Here is a 17,582-nt window from a genome sequence, read left to right on the forward strand (position 1 = left end):
ATTGTTTCTAAACATCCCATACAATAGGAAAATGCAAACGGTTGCACCAAACGTGCACTGTTTTACATTAAAATGAATTCGTTTTCAACAAAAAATAGAACTTTTATAGAAAGAAGGCTGTTAAAATGAAGAACTTTTTGTCTTTTGATTTCTGGCAGAAATTCGGTAAAGCTTTATTAGTAGTGGTTGCAGTTATGCCTGCTGCTGGTATTATGATCTCTCTTGGTAAGTTGGTTGGTATGACCGGTGGAGACATGGCTCTTGTGCAAACGATTGCAAGAGTAATGGAGGATATCGGTTGGGGAATCATCACCAACTTGCATGTATTATTCGCGGTTGCGATTGGTGGATCGTGGGCTAAAGAACGTGCAGGCGGAGCTTTTGCTGCATTGATTGCATTCGTTCTTATCAACCGTATCACTGGTGCGATTTTTGGAGTTAACAACGATATGGTAGCTGATCCTGAAGCTACATTCACTACACTTTTTGGACAAGAATTAGTTGTTGGTGATTACTTCACCACTGTATTAGGTGCTCCTGCATTGAACATGGGAGTATTCGTTGGTATTATCGCCGGTTTCCTTGGCGCTAACCTTTTCAATAAATTTTACAACTATAGTAAATTACCAGATTCCTTATCATTCTTTAACGGTAAACGTTTCGTACCATTCGTTGTAATTGGCGGATCTGTCATCGCAGGTATTGTGCTTAGTGTTGTTTGGCCGTTCATTCAAGGATTGTTAAACGATTTCGGTGTTTGGATCGCTTCTTCTAGAGACAGCGCGCCAATCATTGCACCATTCATTTTCGGTGCGTTAGAGCGTCTATTATTACCTTTCGGATTGCATCATATGTTAACGGTACCAATGAACTACACGTCACTTGGTGGAACTTATACCATTCTTACTGGCGGCAGCGCTGGTTCTGTTGTAGCGGGTCAAGATCCATTATGGTTAGCTTGGATTGCCGATCTAAACAACTTCCTTGCAGCTGGTGACACAGAGTCTTATGAAGCATTATTACGCGAAGTGGTACCTGCTCGTTTCAAAGTAGGTCAAATGATTCTTTCTTGTGCAGCGTTGATTGGTATCGCTTATGCGATGTATCGCAATGTGGATAAAGATAAGCGTAAAAAGTACAAGTCTATGTTCTTGTCTGCTGGACTTGCGGTATTCTTGACTGGTGTTACAGAGCCAATCGAATTCATGTTTATGTTTGCTGCTCCTGTGTTATATGTGATGTATGCGATCATGACAGGACTTGCTTTCGCTATTGTTGATATCATTGATATTCGTGTTCACGCATTCGGGGTTATTGAGTTGCTGACTCGTACACCGATGATTGTAAAAGCTGGCTTATGGTTAGATCTAGTGAACTTTGTGATTGCATGCCTAGTATTCTTCGGATTGAATTTTGCGGTAGCTAACTTCATGATCAAGAAATTCAACTTCCCTACTCCGGGACGTAACGGAAACTATATCGAGCAAGAAGAAGGCGCTGGTAACGGTGCGGCTGCAAGTGTCCAAGCAGATTCCTTGGCACCTGCGATCATCGAATTGCTTGGTGGAGCTGAAAATATTGAAGATGTGGATGCATGTATGACTCGTTTGCGTGTTACCGTATTAGATAGAGAAAAGGTTGCAAATGAAGCTGCTTGGAAAGAAAAAGGCGCACTTGGACTGATTGTGAAAGACCGCGGTGTACAAGCAATCTACGGACCTAAAGCCGATGTAATCAAATCTGATATTCAAGACTTGTTGGGAGCGTAATAAACGATGAAACTACTAACCCTGAACTGCCACTCTTGGCAGGAAGAGAACCAAATGGAAAAGATACAGCATATCGCGGGAGCCATAAAGGAACAAGCATACGATGTCATCGCTCTTCAAGAGGTTTGTCAAAGCATCGATGCCGAAATTGTCGAAGGAAACATTAAGCAAAACAACTTTGGCCTTGTTTTACAGCAGGAGCTTGAAAAACTTGGAGTGTCAGACTACGAGTTAGTCTGGGACTTCGCCCATATGGGGTACGATACGTACGAGGAAGGCCTTGCAATCTTGACTCGCCATCCTATTAAAAAGACACATTCCTTCTTTGTATCTAAAAGTACGGACACTGACTTTTGGAAAACACGTAAAATTGTCGGTGTGACCGTTGAAGTGCAGGGTGAGGAGTTGTCCTTTTATACGTGTCACTTAGGTTGGTGGAGCGATGAAGAGGAGCCTGCAAAGTATCAGATGGAGCAGCTTCTTGAAACGGTGCAGGGAACAGAACCTTACTTTTTGATGGGGGATTTTAATAATAGCGCCCACATTAAAGGGGAAGGTTATGAATATCTGACCTCTACAGCAGGTCTGCACGATACGTACTTACTGGCTTCTGAAAAAGATTCAGGAGTGACGGTGGAAGGTAAGATTGCCGGTTGGGATGAAAACAAACAGGATTTGCGGATAGATTTGATTTTGGCAAGCTTCCCTGTTAAAGTGGCTTCTTCACAAGTTGTTTTCAACGGACACAATAAAGACATTGTCTCAGACCATTATGGAGTAGAAGTAACCGTGGAAATATAGTCGAGTTTTGACGTATTTCCTGGGAAAATGTAAAAAGGTGAACGGCATTTAGATGCTGTTCACCTTTTTTTCGTAGGTTATTTTGTAGCAGCAATGGCTTCTATTTCCGCTTGGATTTTCTTCGTCCACTCATCCACTACCCCATAATCCATTGCTTTAACATAGATCTCTTCTAGACTGCCGTGCCAGCTTTTTGCTTCTGCCAATTTCCCAATGGCCTCCTGCATCGCTTCTGTATAGCGGTCTTTTACAAGAGCAATTTCTTTTTCATATCGTTCGTCTGTCCCGGTACGAATCGTTATATCATACATATCCACGATGGAATCCCCTTCGCGCTCTGGGAAATATTCATGCGGGGCCGTGCTGTCAAAAATGGCGAACCCAAGCTCCCTGCAGATAATCATATCAAGACTATATGGATCAAACCCACAATGATAAACTTCTACATCAAACCCTTTATCTTCAGAAGCTTTCGCGAGCTTCTTCAGCATAGTGGACTTCCCTGAACCCGGACGGCCTTTTATAAAATAACGATGTGTCAATCCTTCTGTCAGGTTTGGGACAAAATCCTTTGCTCCAGCAGGTGTTGCAGCACCCAGGAAGCGATGCCTGACATCTGCTTTTTTATCTAAAGTCTTCCCTTGGAACAATTGGTCCACGAGATCTTGTGTCAGCTTATTGGCTGCTTCAAAGTTCATGTTATGAATATAATATCTTTCCCAATCGTCATGTATTTTTAGGGCTCTCGCAAATGTCTGGTAAGCTGTCTGGAAAGCTTCCTTCTTTTTGGTTGCTAAGTGTTGTATTTCTGCTTTCTGTTCTGCCAGCAGTTTAGAATCCCACGCCTCGCCTAGGTTCACATATTCCTCCACTGCCCCTGGAGCTTTCGGTTCAATGACATGTGGCGCCGTTCCATCGACAATCCCAATGCCTAGCGCGCGGATGACCACCCCGTCCACCGATTTCGTATCAGAAGAACAGTGCAACAGTTCAATATCGTACCCTTTTTCGTTCCAAACTTTCCCGATTTTTTTGATGAGCGATGATTTCCCTGTCCCCGGTCCACCTTTTAAAATAAAAATGCGGTCCAATCCTTCTATGTTTGATTCATAAAGGCTATAAAATCCACGCGCTGTATTTCCACCAGCATAATAGTTTAAAATTTTCCCTGCCAAGATCTAACACCCTTTCAATGGTAGGTTATCTTACAATTGCGATTCCTTTTAGCCTATGCGGAAGGGGTTGTTTGGGTGAAAGCCTAGCAGTTAAGAACAAGTTTAGGAGGAGGCGACGGTGGCCGATTCTTGATATAATTCAAATTTTCTCGATAAAACTTAAAATTTCTTGATATATCGTTAGATTTCTTGATATCCTGAATTTTTTCTTGATATTTCCCGATTTTTCTCGATATCCTGCAAATTTTCTTGATATATCGGGCAAGTGGAGCGGTTAAACGTAAAAAAGAGCCGCACTCCCATACATAGAGTGCGGCCCCTTCATTATTTCAGCTTCAATTTCGCCAATGCATCCGCAAGTGCGGTATTCACCGGTTCATCGTTATTTTGCTTTTTGAGGTACTGATTCACATCACGCTTGGATGCTTTCTGGTTGGAATTGTTCTTGCGGCGTTCCTGGAAGGTGCTTAATTTCTCGCGGTGTCCGCAAACACAAGCGAACATTTGCCCTTCCCCTTCTCCACGCAACTCCAGCTTCTTACGGCATTTCGGGCAACGCGCATTGGTCACTTTGGAGACGTTTTTACGATGACCGCACTCTCTGTCCTGACAAACGAGCATCTTCCCTTTTTTCCCGTTCACTTCAAGCATCGGCTTGTCGCAGTCCGGGCAACGTTTGCCTGTGATGTTGTCATGCTTGAACTTTTGATCCGTATTTTTTATTTCATGGACAATCTGTTTGGCATACGCCTTCATTTCATTAATGAAAGTTGCTTTTTTCAGCTGTCCTTTTGCAATCATGCCAAGCTTTTGCTCCCATTCTCCTGTCAAGGCTGGGGATTTCAAATCCTCCGGAGCAAGGTTCAGCAACTGTTTCCCTTTAGAGGTGATGTGCAGGCCTTTGCCTCTCTTCTCCATCAGGAAACTGTTGAAGAGTTTCTCGATGATATCCGCTCTAGTAGCAACCGTTCCAATTCCACCTGTTTCACCCAGTGTCTTCACTAGCTTCTGGTCCGTTTGTTCCATGTATTTAGCCGGGTTCTCCATCGCGGAAAGTAACGTACCCTCGTTAAATGGTTCAGGTGGCTTTGTTTTACCGGAAGTTAACTCGACTTTTCTAATCTGTAATGTATCGCCTTTATTTAAACTCGGCAACAACTGATCCGTGAAACCGTCGCTTCCATCCTCCTGTTCTTCCATGGAGCTGAATACTTCCTTCCATCCTTGGGAGATGACCGTTTTTCCTTTTGCCACAAACTGTTCTGTTCCGATAGTGGCTGTAATGTTTGTCTGTTCATATAGGAAAGGAGGTAACAGAACGGCCAAGAATCGCTTCACAATCAAGTCGTAAATCTTATATTCCTTGTCGGATAGCTTGCTTAAGAGGACCGCCTCCTCTGTCGGGATGATTGCATGGTGGTCGGTCACTTTTTCATTGTTCACAAAGGACTTGTTCGCTTTGATTGGTTTCGTGAGCAGTTTGGATGCAATCGGCTTGTAGGAATGCGCACGAATCGCCTCTACACGCTCTTTTAACGTATCCACCATGTCAGTGGAAATGTATCTGGAGTCCGTTCTTGGATACGTAACGATTTTATGCTGTTCGTATAGACGCTGCAAGATAGATAATGTTTCTTTTGCAGAATAGCCGAAGATGCGGTTGGCATCGCGCTGTAATTCGGTCAGATCGTATAGCGCAGGAGCGTAGCTTTTCTTCTCGGTCTTATTAATATCGGTTACCTTTGCATCCTGATTCTTCACTTTGCCGTGCAAGTTCTCCATCGCAGGCTTGTTGAAGTTTCTACGTTCTTTTGTTTTAGCATCCTGCCAAACCAGTTGAAATCCCTTTTCTGTGATGGCCTTCATTCCGTAAAATTCTTTTGGGACAAAGCTTCTGATTTCCTCTTCCCGTTTGGCAATCATGGCAAGTGTAGGAGTCTGTACCCTTCCGCATGAAAGCTGGGCATTATGCTTGGTGGTCAATGCCCTTGTGGCATTCATCCCCACTACCCAATCAGCTTCGGCGCGGGCAACTGCAGAATAATAAAGATTTTCGTATTCTCTGCCGTCACGTAGCTTTGCAAAGCCTTCTTTTATGGCACGGTCTGTGACAGAAGAAATCCATAAACGCTTTACAGGCTTATGAATACGTGCTTTCTCCAGAATCCATCTTGCCACAAGCTCCCCTTCACGGCCCGCATCTGTAGCGATGACAATTTCATTTACGTCCTTGCGGGTAAGTTGTGCTTTTACTGAGCTGTATTGTTTGCTTGTATTTTTAATGACGACAAGCTTCGTTTCGTTCGGAAGCATTGGCAGGTCCTCAAGCTTCCACGATTTGAATTTTACGTCATATGCTTCTGGGTCTGCCAGAGTGACGAGGTGACCTAGCGCCCATGTGACGATATACTTGTCCCCTTCAAAAAATCCGTTTCCTTTTTTCGTACATTTCAATACTCTTGCTATATCTCTACCTACAGAGGGTTTCTCTGCAAGGACGACAGTTTTTGGCATAATAACAATCCTTTCAAGCTTCTTGTCTTCTAATCTTTACATATTGTGTGGGGGGAGTCAAAAGGAGAAGACCGTTGTATCGCCTTCTCTTTACTTTTTCTCCGGAAGCTTCTCCAATGCGCTTACAGCGTCCTCTATCGTCCCTACGGGTATAAGTTCAATATCAAGGTCTTCCTCGCTTATGGTTTTTCTCGCAATCGATTCATTGTTTTCCCAACCGTCATCCAACGGTACGATGAAGTAATCAAATCCTGCATTGGCAGCTCCGATTACTTTTTGTTTCACCCCTCCGATCGGCCCCACTTCGCCGTCGATCGTGATGGTTCCCGTACCGGCAACGGCATTTCCTTTTAGGAGGGACTCTTCCATCATTTTGTCGAGGAGGGTTAGGGTAATCATCAGCCCGGCACTTGGCCCGCCCAGGTTCTCTATATTCTGCCACTCAATGTTTTCGTCCTTTGACGTCTCAAATACTTCCTCGAAAAATACTCCCAGCAGCGTGTTTCCGTTATAATCCTTGTGCGGATATGTCGTAACATCTACCTCTATTTCCTTACCTTCCCGCAAGAGTGACAATGTGAGCATTTCCCCCGGTTCCTTTTCTACGATAAGTTGATCCAAATGTTCATAGGATTCCAACTTTTCTCCATCCATGCCTACAAGAAGGTCTGTTACTTTCACTGCATCTTTGTCGTTCCAATCCGCAAAGTAAAATACAGGATAAAACCCTTGTAGCTCTAGCTTCGGATCCTCTCCCAATATGCCGCGTGCTATGTATTCAGCCTTGATTTTCGACTGTTCCATCATTAGTTTGTTTTGATAGTCGATGTCTTCTATAGCCATATCGAGTTCTTCTGATACAGAAGGAACAATTTCGACTCCCTCTTCCAAGAGCTTCGTGATTATCATATATGGCCAAATGGTATTTTCTAGACTGGCCACATAGGTCATGCCCAAGTCCCCATCCAGCTCCGACCCGCCGTCATACTGAACAAATTCATCTAAATTAATTGGATCCCCCGCCAGGAGGATATCAAACCCAGTCGGTATAAAGCCACTTCCAATAATCATTAACAAAACTACTACAACAATCCACGGTGCCCGTCTCTTCATCAGGTTCCCCCACCATCCTTTTTATCTACTTTTTATTTTATAGTAGATTGGTAGAATTTAGTATAGTAAATCACGGGTGGAGGAAGAAACTTCTTTCATTTCCCACATAGCCATTCCTAGAAAATTTTAGTATGATGGAAAGTAGATATTTTTTTAGATAGGATGGATACAAACATGAGTTTATTAAGCATAGATGGGTTAAGCCATAGCTTTGGCGACCGTACGTTATTTAAAGATGTTTCCCTTCGCCTTTTGGCAGGCGAGCATGTTGGCCTTGTTGGCGCTAACGGCGTTGGCAAATCAACTTTGATGAATATTATTACAGGAGAGATCGTTTACGACACAGGACGCGTGGAATGGACGCCAGGCGTGCATTACGGATACTTGGACCAGCATACGGTCTTGACACCGGGAAGAACAATAAGAGACATCTTGCGCGATGCCTTCTTGCCTTTATATGAAAAAGAAAAAGAACTGAATGCTATCACAGATAAAATGGGAACGGCCACTCCGGAAGAGTTAGAAGAACTTTTGGAGCAAATGGGAGAGATTCAGGACCATCTGGACGCAGGTGGCTTTTACAACTTGGATATCAAAGTAGAGGAAGCTGCACGCGGTCTTGGTTTAGATGCAATCGGCCTTGAGCGCGACGTTGCTGCACTAAGTGGAGGGCAACGTACAAAGGTCCTGTTGGCAAAGCTGTTGCTTGAGCAGCCGCAAGTATTGTTGCTGGATGAGCCGACGAACTACTTGGATGTCGAGCATATCCGCTGGTTAAGCTCTTACTTGAAGGAATACCCGCACGCATTCCTTTTGATCTCGCATGATACCGAGTTCATGAACGGCGTGGTGGACGTTATTTTCCATTTGGAATTCTCCAAGCTGACTCGCTATACAGCTTCTTATGAAAAGTTTTTAGAGCTTGCGGAAATTAACAAGAATCAACACATCAATGCTTATGAGAAGCAAAAAGAATTCATCAAGAAACAAGAAGACTTTATTGCGAAAAATAAAGCGCGTTACTCCACGACAGGCCGTGCGAAAAGCCGTCAGAAGCAACTGGACCGCATGGATCGTATCGACCGACCAGAGACATCCGCGAAGCCGACCTTTGAGTTTAAAGAGTCCCGTGCAAGCAGCCGTTATGTGGTGGAGGCAAAGGACCTGGAAATCGGATATGCAGAACCATTATTACCGAAGCTTTCAATGGAAATTGAGCGTGGAGACAAAATTGCGATCGTCGGGTGCAATGGTGTCGGGAAATCGACTTTATTGAAAACGATCTTGGGTAAAATAGATCCTCTCGGCGGTTCTGTGATTCGCGGTGACTTCCTTTTCCCTTCTTACTTTGAGCAGGAAGTAAAAGCGAAAGATATTACGCCGATCGATGATGTGTGGAATGAGTTCCCTTCCCTTGACCAGCACCAAGTTCGTGCTATTTTAGCGCGTTGCGGGTTGAAGAACGAGCATATCTCCCGTCCGTTGAGCCAACTGAGCGGTGGCGAGCAAGCCAAGGTGAGATTATGCAAGTTGATGATGCACGAAAGCAACTGGCTGCTGTTTGACGAGCCGACAAACCACTTGGATGTGGTTGCGAAAGAGGAATTAAAGCGTGCTATTAAAGCTTATAAGGGTACCATTCTCCTTGTGTGCCACGAACCTAGCTTCTATGAGGACTGGGTGACGAAGGTTTGGAATGTGGAAGAGTGGGCGGAGCAGAAACAGTAGAAGATATGATTAAAGGCAGCATGGGGGAGGGTCTCTGTGCTGCTTTTTTGTTGTTTTGTTGGAGGTAGGGGACGGGGCTGAGGCTCTGCTACCGTTTTGTAGGTTGCGGTGGTCTTTTGGGTGCAGAGGCGGCTTCTCTCCTACCATTTTGCTGGTTGCGGCGGCTGTTCGGGCGGAGAGGAGGCCTCTCTCCTACCGTTTTGCTGGTTGCCGTCGCGTTTAGGGTCTTGATACGGCTTCTATTAGACAAAACCAACTACCTCCCCAGCTCTTCGGGCGATTAGAGCCCTCCTATTAGACAAAACCAACTACCTCCCTGGCTCTTCGGGCGATTAGAGCCCTCCTATTAGACAAATCACACCCTTCCCAATTACTTCAGTCTAATAGGGCTGTACCAAAAAAGATCCCACCCCGATCCCCCCTATCGAATACCACTATCCCCCATCAACAAAAAAAGCCGCTCCAAAAGGCAGCAACAACACACGCACCTCTCAGAACAGCCCCAAAATCCCCTATTACAACGGCTTCGGATCGTAACTTGACCCCGTCCAGTCCGTCAATTCACAAATCGCTTCCCAAAGCTTTGGATAAAACTCAAATTTTGCTCCTCGTTCCAACGCCTGAGCAGGAATTCCCTTCAAACTTTTCGTATTCAAGCCAATCATCCTGCGAACAAGCTGGATGTGGTGCTTGCGGAACGTTTGAAAGTTTTCATCAAACGCCGTCAATTCCTGCATAAGCAAGAACAGTTCATAATTGTCACCGGCAGCCTTGTGCAACATGAACGGTGTCATTTGTTTGTCGTTCAACAGCTGTTCAAACGGCCCCCATAAGGTCGGTCCGAGTCTAAGGATTTCATTAAATCCCGGTGAGTCCTGTCCGCTTCCACGGCCAAGTGCGAGTCTGATAGTATGGTAGTCTCTTGGGCTGATTACTTTTACCATATCAAACACTGGCGGCAGATGCTTCAGGTGCATATTCACCCGCTGAAGCTGTTGTGTTGCCCCCAAGATCTCCCCGTGCTGCATATTTGCATCAGCAAGGTGGATGTACTGGATAATCAGTTTGAAATGCAGCTCGGCAATTTGATGGATCATTTGAAACGTGAGTTCATCATTACAAGAAAGTTCCCCTTCTCCCTTTTGCAAACTCAACAACTCTTCCGTGCGGATATACTTTTCATAATCTGTCACTTTTTTCTCTTCCATTTCTTCTCCTCCAAATACCGGATAAATGGAATGTCGCTAGCAACTAATGTCTTCTATCTTCCATTCAAACGTTTATGTAAACCCTTACATTCATGTTACGCACTCGGACAAATAACTGTCAAGCTACAAATCAACTGGAAGTCATTTTTCCAGCAAGCTTTTATGCATCCAGATTGCGGCTTGAATGCCGTCCCCCATCGCGATGGCTGCTTGTTCGGAGTGAACAGTAATGTCACCTGCCGCCCATACATTTTCCACAGAGGTCATTTTAGTCCTAGGGTCAACAAGGATATGCTTATTCTCTTCCAATTTCATCCCCAGCTGCAAAGCAAGTTCGGTATTTGGCTTATTTCCACCAAAAGCTAAAAACGCAAAACGACCATCCATCCTTTCTCCGTTAGCAAGCGTTACCCCTTTAAAATCCGGTCCATCCGCATGAATTTCCGAAATATCATCAGTAACAAGCCGAATCCCTTTCCCGATTAACTTCTCCCTCAAATCAGCATCAATCTTCGCTTTTCCATGATTGATAAAAGTAAGCGCATCTGTCCAATAGGTCAGGGTTAGGGCCATAGAGGCACCTGCATTTCCAGAGCCAATCACAAAGGCTGGCTTATTCAAAATTTCATACCCATCACAATCCGGACAGACAAATATACTTTTTCCGAGGCACGGCAGCAGACTATTAAAAGGCGGAAGATTGTCCTTAATGCCTGTAGCTAGCAAAATCTTTTTACCAAAATAATCATGTGAATTTGCGGTCGTGACGCAAAACTGCCCATCCATTTCTCGCACTGCCTCCACACGCTGCTCCTCAAACTGAACCCCCAGCCTCAACGCATGCTCCTTTCCAAGACTCCGAAGCTTCTCCCCGCTCACTCCATCCGGCCATCCTAAAAGATTGTGATAACAATGACACATGCTCGATCGACCTTTCCCCTCATCCAAAACGAGCACCCTATGTTGATACCTTCCCAGTTGGATGGCTGCCTGAAGACCCGCAATGCCTCCCCCGATTATGATACAGTCATATTTCACAGTAACTCCCCATTCTTTTATCAGATACTTACTAGTATTTGAAGTTTTCGACGGATTATCAAACAAGTTATGTAGGCAAAATAAAAAAATTTTAAAGAGCATGTTTCATTTTCAGTCAGCCGGGTATTTTTATTACATAACCAAGGAGGCGATAGAAAATGAAACCCACTTATAAAGAGTTTCAAAATGATGAACAAGTAGTAGGAGCAGTACAAGAGCTAAAAACTAGAGGTGTTCACGAGGATGATATTTATGTCATTACTCATGATGATGACCGTACAAAACGTGTAGCTGACAACGCTGATGCTAATACTGTTGGCGCCGGTGAAGTTGGTTTGGATACTTACGTGAAGAACATTTTCCGCAGTAAAGGCGATGAGCTTCGTGCTCAATTCCAGGAGTTAGGATTTACAGCTCCAGAAGCGGAACAGTTGGAAGAAAAGCTTGATCACGGTAAAGTGATCCTAGTGGTAAAAGATACAACAGCAAGCACGACGACATTATAAGATTTGAACAAAGTTTGACCCCCCCCTTAAAATATAGAGAAGCGGATGGCCATTGGTCGTCCGCTTCTTCGTTTTTTCTTTTTTGCTTTTTCATGTTACACTCTAAGTAAGCAATCTCTCAAAAAGGCGTACGAACAATTAGGAGGGAATTATATGACAAACAAAATGACCAGCATACAAATCCAGCATGAAAAAAAGCACTTGCACCTCAAACCTACTGACCTTTACATGTATCAGGGATTTCAAGTCATAGAAGCTTACCATCAAGAGCAAGCAGAATGTTATTATTTATTTTTCTATAAAGCATCTTACCTCACCGGCAAATCCACATCAAAAATAAAACGGAAATCTCAGTTAAGCACCATTCTTCAAAAAGGCATGCACTTCTCACCAGAACATCCACTACTTTCCTATCTACTCACACATAACCGAATTCACACATTCCCTGCACTGACTCCGCTGTGGGAAAAAATCCAGAAAAGATACTCACCGCTTGAAGCTTCCAACATCCTTACCATTTTTGATAACTATATGAAAAAAGATAAAATTATCAAAGTGATGAAAGATTCTGCGCTACAGTACCGTAGAGAAGGTCAGCTTCTACACACTTATCAACTTCTTCGACTAATAATCGACCTCTATCCAGCCAACAAATGGGCACAGGAAATGTCTAAAAATCTTCAATATCAGTCCTATCAATCACTATATACTTCCCATCCATCCTCCTTGCTTACCAAGGATCCGCTATATGTCCAGAAATACTGCTTCGAGCATTTAGAACAAGACGATTCGGTAGCCCTGTTGCTGCAAATACTGCAAAAAGAAGGCCGTAAAATGGAGCAGCTCTGCCTATACTCCCACTTACTAATCACAAGTAAAAGTGATGACCACACCTATAAACAACTGATTGCCAACTTACCGCCTGATTTTACAAGCGATGAGAAGGTAGATTTCCTCAGCTATATCCTAAGAAATCGACGGACTCATCATGAAGGGTTGTATCATGATCTGCTCGGTTTATTGAAGAAATCCAGCCGGTATGAAGACCTGTTGATTCTTCTAACAAAAAATAAAGCTCTCATCACCTCTAAAGAACTGCCTTACGTGCAGGAAGCTTTGCTGCATGTAAAATGGATAGAGAATTCTGGCTGGCTCAGCAATCTTACCTTCCACTTGGATGATGATTTAACAACTAAACAAGTGCAGGCCCTTTTTCAAACCTTTGTGCCAAACTTGCTTCAGTTAAAAGGGCTGGACTATACAGAGCAGTGGATTGCGCCTTATTGCTCCAAGTATCCAGGCATCCCTATTTTGAAGAAAATTAAGAAGATGGCTTCCTTGAAGGACGATCCGGACCAAATGTATGCACTTGGGGAACTATATTATGAATTTAAACAGCTAGCGGAGGCAGTGGAGTGCTTTAACTGGGAGTTGGAGCTTGATCCGACTAATATTCGCTCAATTAAATGGTTGTCGAAGCTTTATCTGGAGATGGGAATGGTGGAGGAATCTAAGTCGTATCAGTATATGTTGAGGGATGGCAGTTGAATAGTAATAGGGTCTGCCTGTTGTTATAGGCAGACCCTTTGTTTTTCTAGGAAGTAAGTTCTCCTGTTTCATTTGGAAACGTGATGGTGATAGTCGTCCCTTTTCCTTTTTCGCTTTCTACAAAAACATTTCCTCCGTGGGCCAAGACCAGCTGGTGGGCGATGGCCATGCCAAGTCCTGTTCCGTTTGATTTATCGGTTGTGCTTCCTCCTCTGTAGTAACGGTCAAACAGTTTACTTTGCGTTTCTTCATCCATTCCCACTCCGTTATCCTTGATGGTGATGAAGGTGTGCTCAGGGTTTAGCGAGACACTCAGAGTTACATCTGTTCCTTTGGGGTTATGCTTTTGTGCATTGGCCAGCAGGTTAGTGAGAATGCGCGTGAACCATTTGGAATCAACCGCCACACGAATTTCCGTTTCCACGTTTTCCATGAGAATGGTCGAGTCTGTGTTGTTCAGTGACTTGATGACGTCCTTCATGAGTGGAACAATGTCTTGTATACTCTTTTCTATAGGCAATGCGTTATTTTTCAAACGGTAAGTAAGGTTCAAGTCCTCAATTAAGTCGCTCATATAGGATGCTTTTTCTGTCATGGTGCTTCCCATTGCCTGTATTTCTTCTTCTGTCCATTTGTATGACCCTGTTTCCAGTATTTTTGCGTAGCCATAGATGGAGCTCAGGGGAGTTTTCAGATCATGGCTTAGGCCTGTGATCCACTCTTCCCTTGTCTGATCGACTCGCTTTTGGTATTGTTCGTTCTTTTCCAGAGTGGTGGCAAGCTTCCGGATGGAAAAAAGGATGTCGCGGAAAATCCGGAAGCGTTTGTGTAGCTTGCCGTTCTTCTTCCGAAATGGGATGTTCCCCTTTTTATTCCTTGGTACCGATAAATCACCTTTTGACATTCTCTTGATCCAGTTCATCATGTAAAGCAAAGGTACCCCGAACGTCCTGCCGTACCAGATGGAGAGAGCGATGATGATGACTAGAAGCGCTACAATGACTAGCAGAAAGCTTTTGATCAAAGAGGCTCCAACCAAGCCGTCCAGTACGTCATCCGGGGCATAATAGGCATTTTCCATTCCTACAACGTAGACCTTGTCTTCTTCGAGTAAGGTGGCTATGTCGTATGTGTAGTTCCACGGCCTTTCCTTAATGGATAGGAAGTCCCTGGCTGTGAGTGTGAGGTCCTCTGGGGCATTCCATTGCTCGACTTTTCTCCCATTGGAATCATATACTTGTATCCACGCCTTTTGGTTCTCAAGAAACTTTCTGCCTTCCTCTGTAATTGCTGAAAGTTTGCCTAGTTTTTGCAGCTCAGCAAGTACTCCTTCGCTCAGGTTCTTCTCCCCGTATAATACCACAAGGTCATTGTCATCCTTGAATATCCTCCAATAAGAAGTCCGATAACCGGGTACTTCAAAATCGGCAAGCTCTTGAAAGGTGTAGGCCTTCTTTAAATCTGCAGGAGCATTTATCTCTTTTACTACTACTCCATCTTTATTTATTAGTTGCAGCCAGCCATCATGTTGGCGGACTGCTGTTTGAACGTCCTCACTAATTTGGATATTCTCTTCTGACTTCACATCCACTTCAAGTTCGAGCAAATAGGGGTCCGCCCTTGTAAAACTTGCTTTCATTTCCGACTCTGTTAAGTGCGTGGCAAAGAATAATAAGGCGAAGGTCAAAGCGATAATAATGACCACCAAGAGGACAAACAGCTGTTTCACAAAATGAAAAGAAAGCTTCTTACTTACACTCATTTCTGAGTACCTGCTGCAGGTACGAGTTTATACCCGATTCCTCTAACCGTTTTTATATATTCCGGCTTGCTTGGGTTTTCTTCAATCTTTTCTCTAAGTTTACGGATATGGACCATGACGGTGTTTTCATCGACTAGTATATGATCTCCCCAAACGTGGTAATAGAGCTGTTCTTTGGTGAAAATTCTATTAGGATTTTTACAGAAGAACACTAGCAAGTGGTAAAGCTGACCGCTTAATACGACGCTTTCCCCTAGTACTGTAAGTTCTGCAGATTGGAGGTTCAGCTTGAATCTACCAAATTCGAGGACATCCTCCTCTTTGATTGGAGCGCTCTTTAAGTAACGATTTAGTTGTACTTTTATTCGAGCCACTACTTCTAACGGGTTGAACGGCTTCGTGATGTAGTCATCTCCACCGTGTGCAAAGCCCGTCAATTTATCCAGATCCGAGGTTTTGGCTGAGAGGAAAAAGATTGGCGCGTCTGTTGTTTTTCTGATTGCCTGACAGATCTCATATCCCGTCATATCTGGGAGCATGATGTCTAGCAAAATCAAGTCATAAGCGTGGTGCTTCAACTTATGTAAGGCCATTTCCCCTGTACCGCATGTATCTACTTGTTGAAATCCCTCTTTTGTTAACACTAATTTCATCATATCTAAAATGGATTGTTCATCGTCGACCATTAATATCCTTGCGTGTTCCATTTGTGAGCTCCTTTTTTAAGGTAATGTTAAGGTTCCCTTAATTTTCTAATAAACTACCATTATTATACTAAACTATGAAGGGAGCGAGATGAAATGTGGGCAATTTGTTTAAATGAATTCAAAGGGCATTTTAAAAGTTTCAAGTCGATTGTCGTGATTGCGATTATTTTTGGTGTCACGTATTTAACTGCTGATTTGATGAGTAATCTGATGGCAAGCTTTCCAGAAGAGGCGGCAGAGTTAGGAAAAGATGGATATGCAACAGGGATTGTGATCTTAATCTTTGTGCTTGGTTTTTTCTTTATTACTGGTCTTTCTCACGACATCATTAACAGGGAAGTCAGCGAGAGGACGATGCGATTTCTAGTAACGAAGACTTCTAGATTGAATATATTGATGGGAAAATATTTAGGAGTATGGTTCTTTTGGCTTTTCTGTATGGTTGTATGTTTTCTATTAATCACCATCAAGTCAAAACAATTTATGTGGCTAGGTTTGGTCGATACGATGCTGTTTCTTTCTGTAGCTTTGGCGTTAAATCTGGTGTTTTCCATAGTGATACCAAAGCCTGGCGTTACGATGTTTGTAGGGATTACTTTTGCCTTAGTGTTTCCGGCTTTAAGCTTTTGGGCGGTATTTTCAGGGAAGCTGTACATAACGTGGTTTAAGTTCCTCACCCCGTATTACTATTCTTCTCTAGCAGACTATTACATCTTGATAAATGGACTCTATGCGTTCTTATTGCTATTGCTTGCCTATTGGTTGTTTAAGAGGAGGGACTTTTGATGAGTGTGATCGAGGCTGGACAGTTAACGAAAGCTTTTGGAGGAAAAACGGTAGTAAATAAAGTGGATCTGACCGTTGCTAAAGGGGAGATTTACGGGTTTCTTGGTCGGAACGGAGCTGGTAAATCGACTTTTATCAATATGATCACCGGGATCATCCTCCCCACTTCCGGTACGTTTAAGTTGCTGGGGGAATCTGATCTTCAGAAGGTGCAGAACCGAATTGGAGTCCTTCCAGATTATTCGCAGTTCTATGATACTATGTCTGCTGTGGATCATATAAAGTTTTTCGGGAGAATTAATGGGTGCAAATTGTCTACTAAGGAGGCAAATGCTGTCTTGGATCGGGTCGGTTTGTTGGAGCATGCCAAAAAGAAGGTGGGAAAATTTTCGTTTGGGATGAAAAAGAAGCTGGGGATTGCACAGGCGATCGCTCATAATCCCGAGTTGATTTTCCTTGATGAACCGACATCCGGTATTGATGCAGAGTCTGGGTTGAGCATTCAGCAGCTGATTAGAGACTTGCAGTCAGAAGGTAAGACGATTTTCATGACCTCTCATAACTTGAATGAAGTGGAGAAGATTTGTACGCGGATTGCGATTATGAAGGATGGTGCCATCATCAATGAAGGAACATTGGAGGAATTGCGCGCACATTATTCGTCTACCATTGAGGTGAAGATTAAACATTCTGCCCTAAAGAACCCAACTAGTGTTGGCCAGATGTTAAAGCGCTTTGCCACACAGATTTCTACCCAGGAGCACTATACGTCGTTTACGGTTGATTCAGAAGACAAGATTGCGGGTGTCGTTAAAGCATTTACGAAAGAGAATATCGATGTTTATCGAATAAATGTGGAAGAGCCTTCACTTGAAGAGATTTTCTTGGAGGAATCCAGTACGAAGATGAAAGGAGCCAGCTAAGGTG

General features: G+C 43.6%; 14 protein-coding genes. 7 read left to right on the plus strand and 7 right to left on the minus strand.

All coding sequences use genetic code 11. The features are described 5' to 3' along the window. Nucleotides 1-125: 125 nt before the first annotated feature. Nucleotides 126-1,769 carry a PTS transporter subunit IIBC gene (locus tag LG307_RS21345; protein ID WP_404446342.1) on the plus strand — a complete coding sequence of 548 codons (1,644 nt, stop codon included), beginning with the start codon at nucleotides 126-128 and terminating at the stop codon, nucleotides 1,767-1,769. A 6-nt stretch (nucleotides 1,770-1,775) separates the two neighbouring features. Then, nucleotides 1,776-2,570, plus strand: coding sequence for an endonuclease/exonuclease/phosphatase family protein (locus tag LG307_RS21350; protein ID WP_404446345.1), 795 nt, complete (start codon nucleotides 1,776-1,778; stop codon nucleotides 2,568-2,570). A gap of 77 nt (nucleotides 2,571-2,647) precedes the next feature. Here the strand turns inward: LG307_RS21350 and LG307_RS21355 are convergent, their stop codons facing one another. The 3 genes from LG307_RS21355 to LG307_RS21365 form a co-directional block, all read right to left on the minus strand. Beyond that, a complete protein-coding gene (locus tag LG307_RS21355) occupies nucleotides 2,648-3,745 on the minus strand; it encodes a PRK06851 family protein (protein WP_404446348.1) in 1,098 nt (365 codons plus the stop codon). A 324-nt stretch (nucleotides 3,746-4,069) separates the two neighbouring features. After that, nucleotides 4,070-6,259, minus strand: coding sequence for a DNA topoisomerase III (locus tag LG307_RS21360; RefSeq protein ID WP_404446350.1), 2,190 nt, complete (start codon nucleotides 6,257-6,259; stop codon nucleotides 4,070-4,072). Between the two features lie 90 nt (nucleotides 6,260-6,349). Continuing rightward, complete coding sequence (locus LG307_RS21365; protein ID WP_404446353.1) at nucleotides 6,350-7,372, minus strand: S16 family serine protease; 1,023 nt, start codon at nucleotides 7,370-7,372, stop codon at nucleotides 6,350-6,352. Between the two features lie 174 nt (nucleotides 7,373-7,546). Between LG307_RS21365 and LG307_RS21370 the strand changes: the two genes are divergently transcribed. Next, nucleotides 7,547-9,100, plus strand: a complete 1,554-nt coding sequence (locus tag LG307_RS21370) for an ABC-F family ATP-binding cassette domain-containing protein (RefSeq protein ID WP_404446356.1) — start codon at nucleotides 7,547-7,549, stop codon at nucleotides 9,098-9,100. 515 nt (nucleotides 9,101-9,615) lie between these two features. On the opposite strand, the gene LG307_RS21375 is transcribed toward LG307_RS21370, so the two are convergent. Together LG307_RS21375 and LG307_RS21380 are read right to left on the minus strand one after the other, a co-directional pair. After that, nucleotides 9,616-10,308, minus strand: a complete 693-nt coding sequence (locus LG307_RS21375) for a tryptophan 2,3-dioxygenase family protein (RefSeq protein WP_404446359.1) — start codon at nucleotides 10,306-10,308, stop codon at nucleotides 9,616-9,618. Nucleotides 10,309-10,449: 141 nt separating this feature from the next. Then, nucleotides 10,450-11,346 carry an NAD(P)/FAD-dependent oxidoreductase gene (locus LG307_RS21380; protein ID WP_404446362.1) on the minus strand — a complete coding sequence of 299 codons (897 nt, stop codon included), beginning with the start codon at nucleotides 11,344-11,346 and terminating at the stop codon, nucleotides 10,450-10,452. A 158-nt stretch (nucleotides 11,347-11,504) separates the two neighbouring features. On the opposite strand from LG307_RS21380, the gene LG307_RS21385 reads away from it, so the two are divergent. Next, the gene (locus LG307_RS21385) at nucleotides 11,505-11,852 is read left to right on the plus strand and encodes a general stress protein (RefSeq protein ID WP_404446364.1); all 348 of its coding nucleotides are present in this window, start codon (nucleotides 11,505-11,507) and stop codon (nucleotides 11,850-11,852) included. Nucleotides 11,853-12,005: 153 nt separating this feature from the next. Further along, nucleotides 12,006-13,400 (plus strand): hypothetical protein, encoded by a 1,395-nt coding sequence (locus LG307_RS21390; protein WP_404446367.1) that lies wholly within the window; start codon nucleotides 12,006-12,008, stop codon nucleotides 13,398-13,400. Nucleotides 13,401-13,446: 46 nt separating this feature from the next. On the opposite strand, the gene LG307_RS21395 is transcribed toward LG307_RS21390, so the two are convergent. Together LG307_RS21395 and LG307_RS21400 are read right to left on the minus strand one after the other, a co-directional pair. Next, nucleotides 13,447-15,162, minus strand: a complete 1,716-nt coding sequence (locus tag LG307_RS21395) for a sensor histidine kinase (RefSeq protein ID WP_404446370.1) — start codon at nucleotides 15,160-15,162, stop codon at nucleotides 13,447-13,449. Then, a complete protein-coding gene (locus LG307_RS21400; RefSeq protein WP_404446373.1) occupies nucleotides 15,159-15,869 on the minus strand; it encodes a response regulator transcription factor in 711 nt (236 codons plus the stop codon). The genes LG307_RS21395 and LG307_RS21400 overlap by 4 nt, the downstream gene beginning before the upstream one ends. 93 nt (nucleotides 15,870-15,962) lie before the next feature. On the opposite strand from LG307_RS21400, the gene LG307_RS21405 reads away from it, so the two are divergent. Both LG307_RS21405 and LG307_RS21410 read left to right on the plus strand, forming a co-directional pair. Continuing rightward, entirely contained in the window at nucleotides 15,963-16,655 is a 693-nt protein-coding gene (locus tag LG307_RS21405; RefSeq protein ID WP_404446375.1) for an ABC transporter permease subunit, read from the plus strand. After that, a complete protein-coding gene (locus tag LG307_RS21410) occupies nucleotides 16,655-17,578 on the plus strand; it encodes an ATP-binding cassette domain-containing protein (protein ID WP_404446378.1) in 924 nt (307 codons plus the stop codon). Before LG307_RS21405 ends, LG307_RS21410 begins: the two co-directional genes overlap by 1 nt. Nucleotides 17,579-17,582 lie beyond the last annotated feature (4 nt).

The organism is Sutcliffiella horikoshii, assembly GCF_044809035.1.
Lineage (GTDB): Bacteria > Bacillota > Bacilli > Bacillales > Bacillaceae_I > Sutcliffiella_A > Sutcliffiella_A horikoshii_G.

Bases quoted from the DNA above. Each gene is read 5' to 3' on its own strand.
- LG307_RS21345 (WP_404446342.1), top strand. From the start codon at position 126: ATGAAGAACTTTTTGTCTTTTGATTTCTGGCAGAAATTCGGTAAAGCT.
- LG307_RS21350 (WP_404446345.1), top strand. From the start codon at position 1,776: ATGAAACTACTAACCCTGAACTGCCACTCTTGGCAGGAAGAGAACCAA.
- LG307_RS21360 (WP_404446350.1), bottom strand. From the start codon at position 6,259: ATGCCAAAAACTGTCGTCCTTGCAGAGAAACCCTCTGTAGGTAGAGAT.
- LG307_RS21365 (WP_404446353.1), bottom strand. From the start codon at position 7,372: ATGAAGAGACGGGCACCGTGGATTGTTGTAGTAGTTTTGTTAATGATT.
- LG307_RS21370 (WP_404446356.1), top strand. From the start codon at position 7,547: ATGAGTTTATTAAGCATAGATGGGTTAAGCCATAGCTTTGGCGACCGT.
- LG307_RS21375 (WP_404446359.1), bottom strand. From the start codon at position 10,308: ATGGAAGAGAAAAAAGTGACAGATTATGAAAAGTATATCCGCACGGAA.
- LG307_RS21385 (WP_404446364.1), top strand. From the start codon at position 11,505: ATGAAACCCACTTATAAAGAGTTTCAAAATGATGAACAAGTAGTAGGA.
- LG307_RS21390 (WP_404446367.1), top strand. From the start codon at position 12,006: ATGACAAACAAAATGACCAGCATACAAATCCAGCATGAAAAAAAGCAC.
- LG307_RS21395 (WP_404446370.1), bottom strand. From the start codon at position 15,162: ATGAGTGTAAGTAAGAAGCTTTCTTTTCATTTTGTGAAACAGCTGTTT.
- LG307_RS21400 (WP_404446373.1), bottom strand. From the start codon at position 15,869: ATGGAACACGCAAGGATATTAATGGTCGACGATGAACAATCCATTTTA.
- LG307_RS21405 (WP_404446375.1), top strand. From the start codon at position 15,963: ATGTGGGCAATTTGTTTAAATGAATTCAAAGGGCATTTTAAAAGTTTC.
- LG307_RS21410 (WP_404446378.1), top strand. From the start codon at position 16,655: ATGAGTGTGATCGAGGCTGGACAGTTAACGAAAGCTTTTGGAGGAAAA.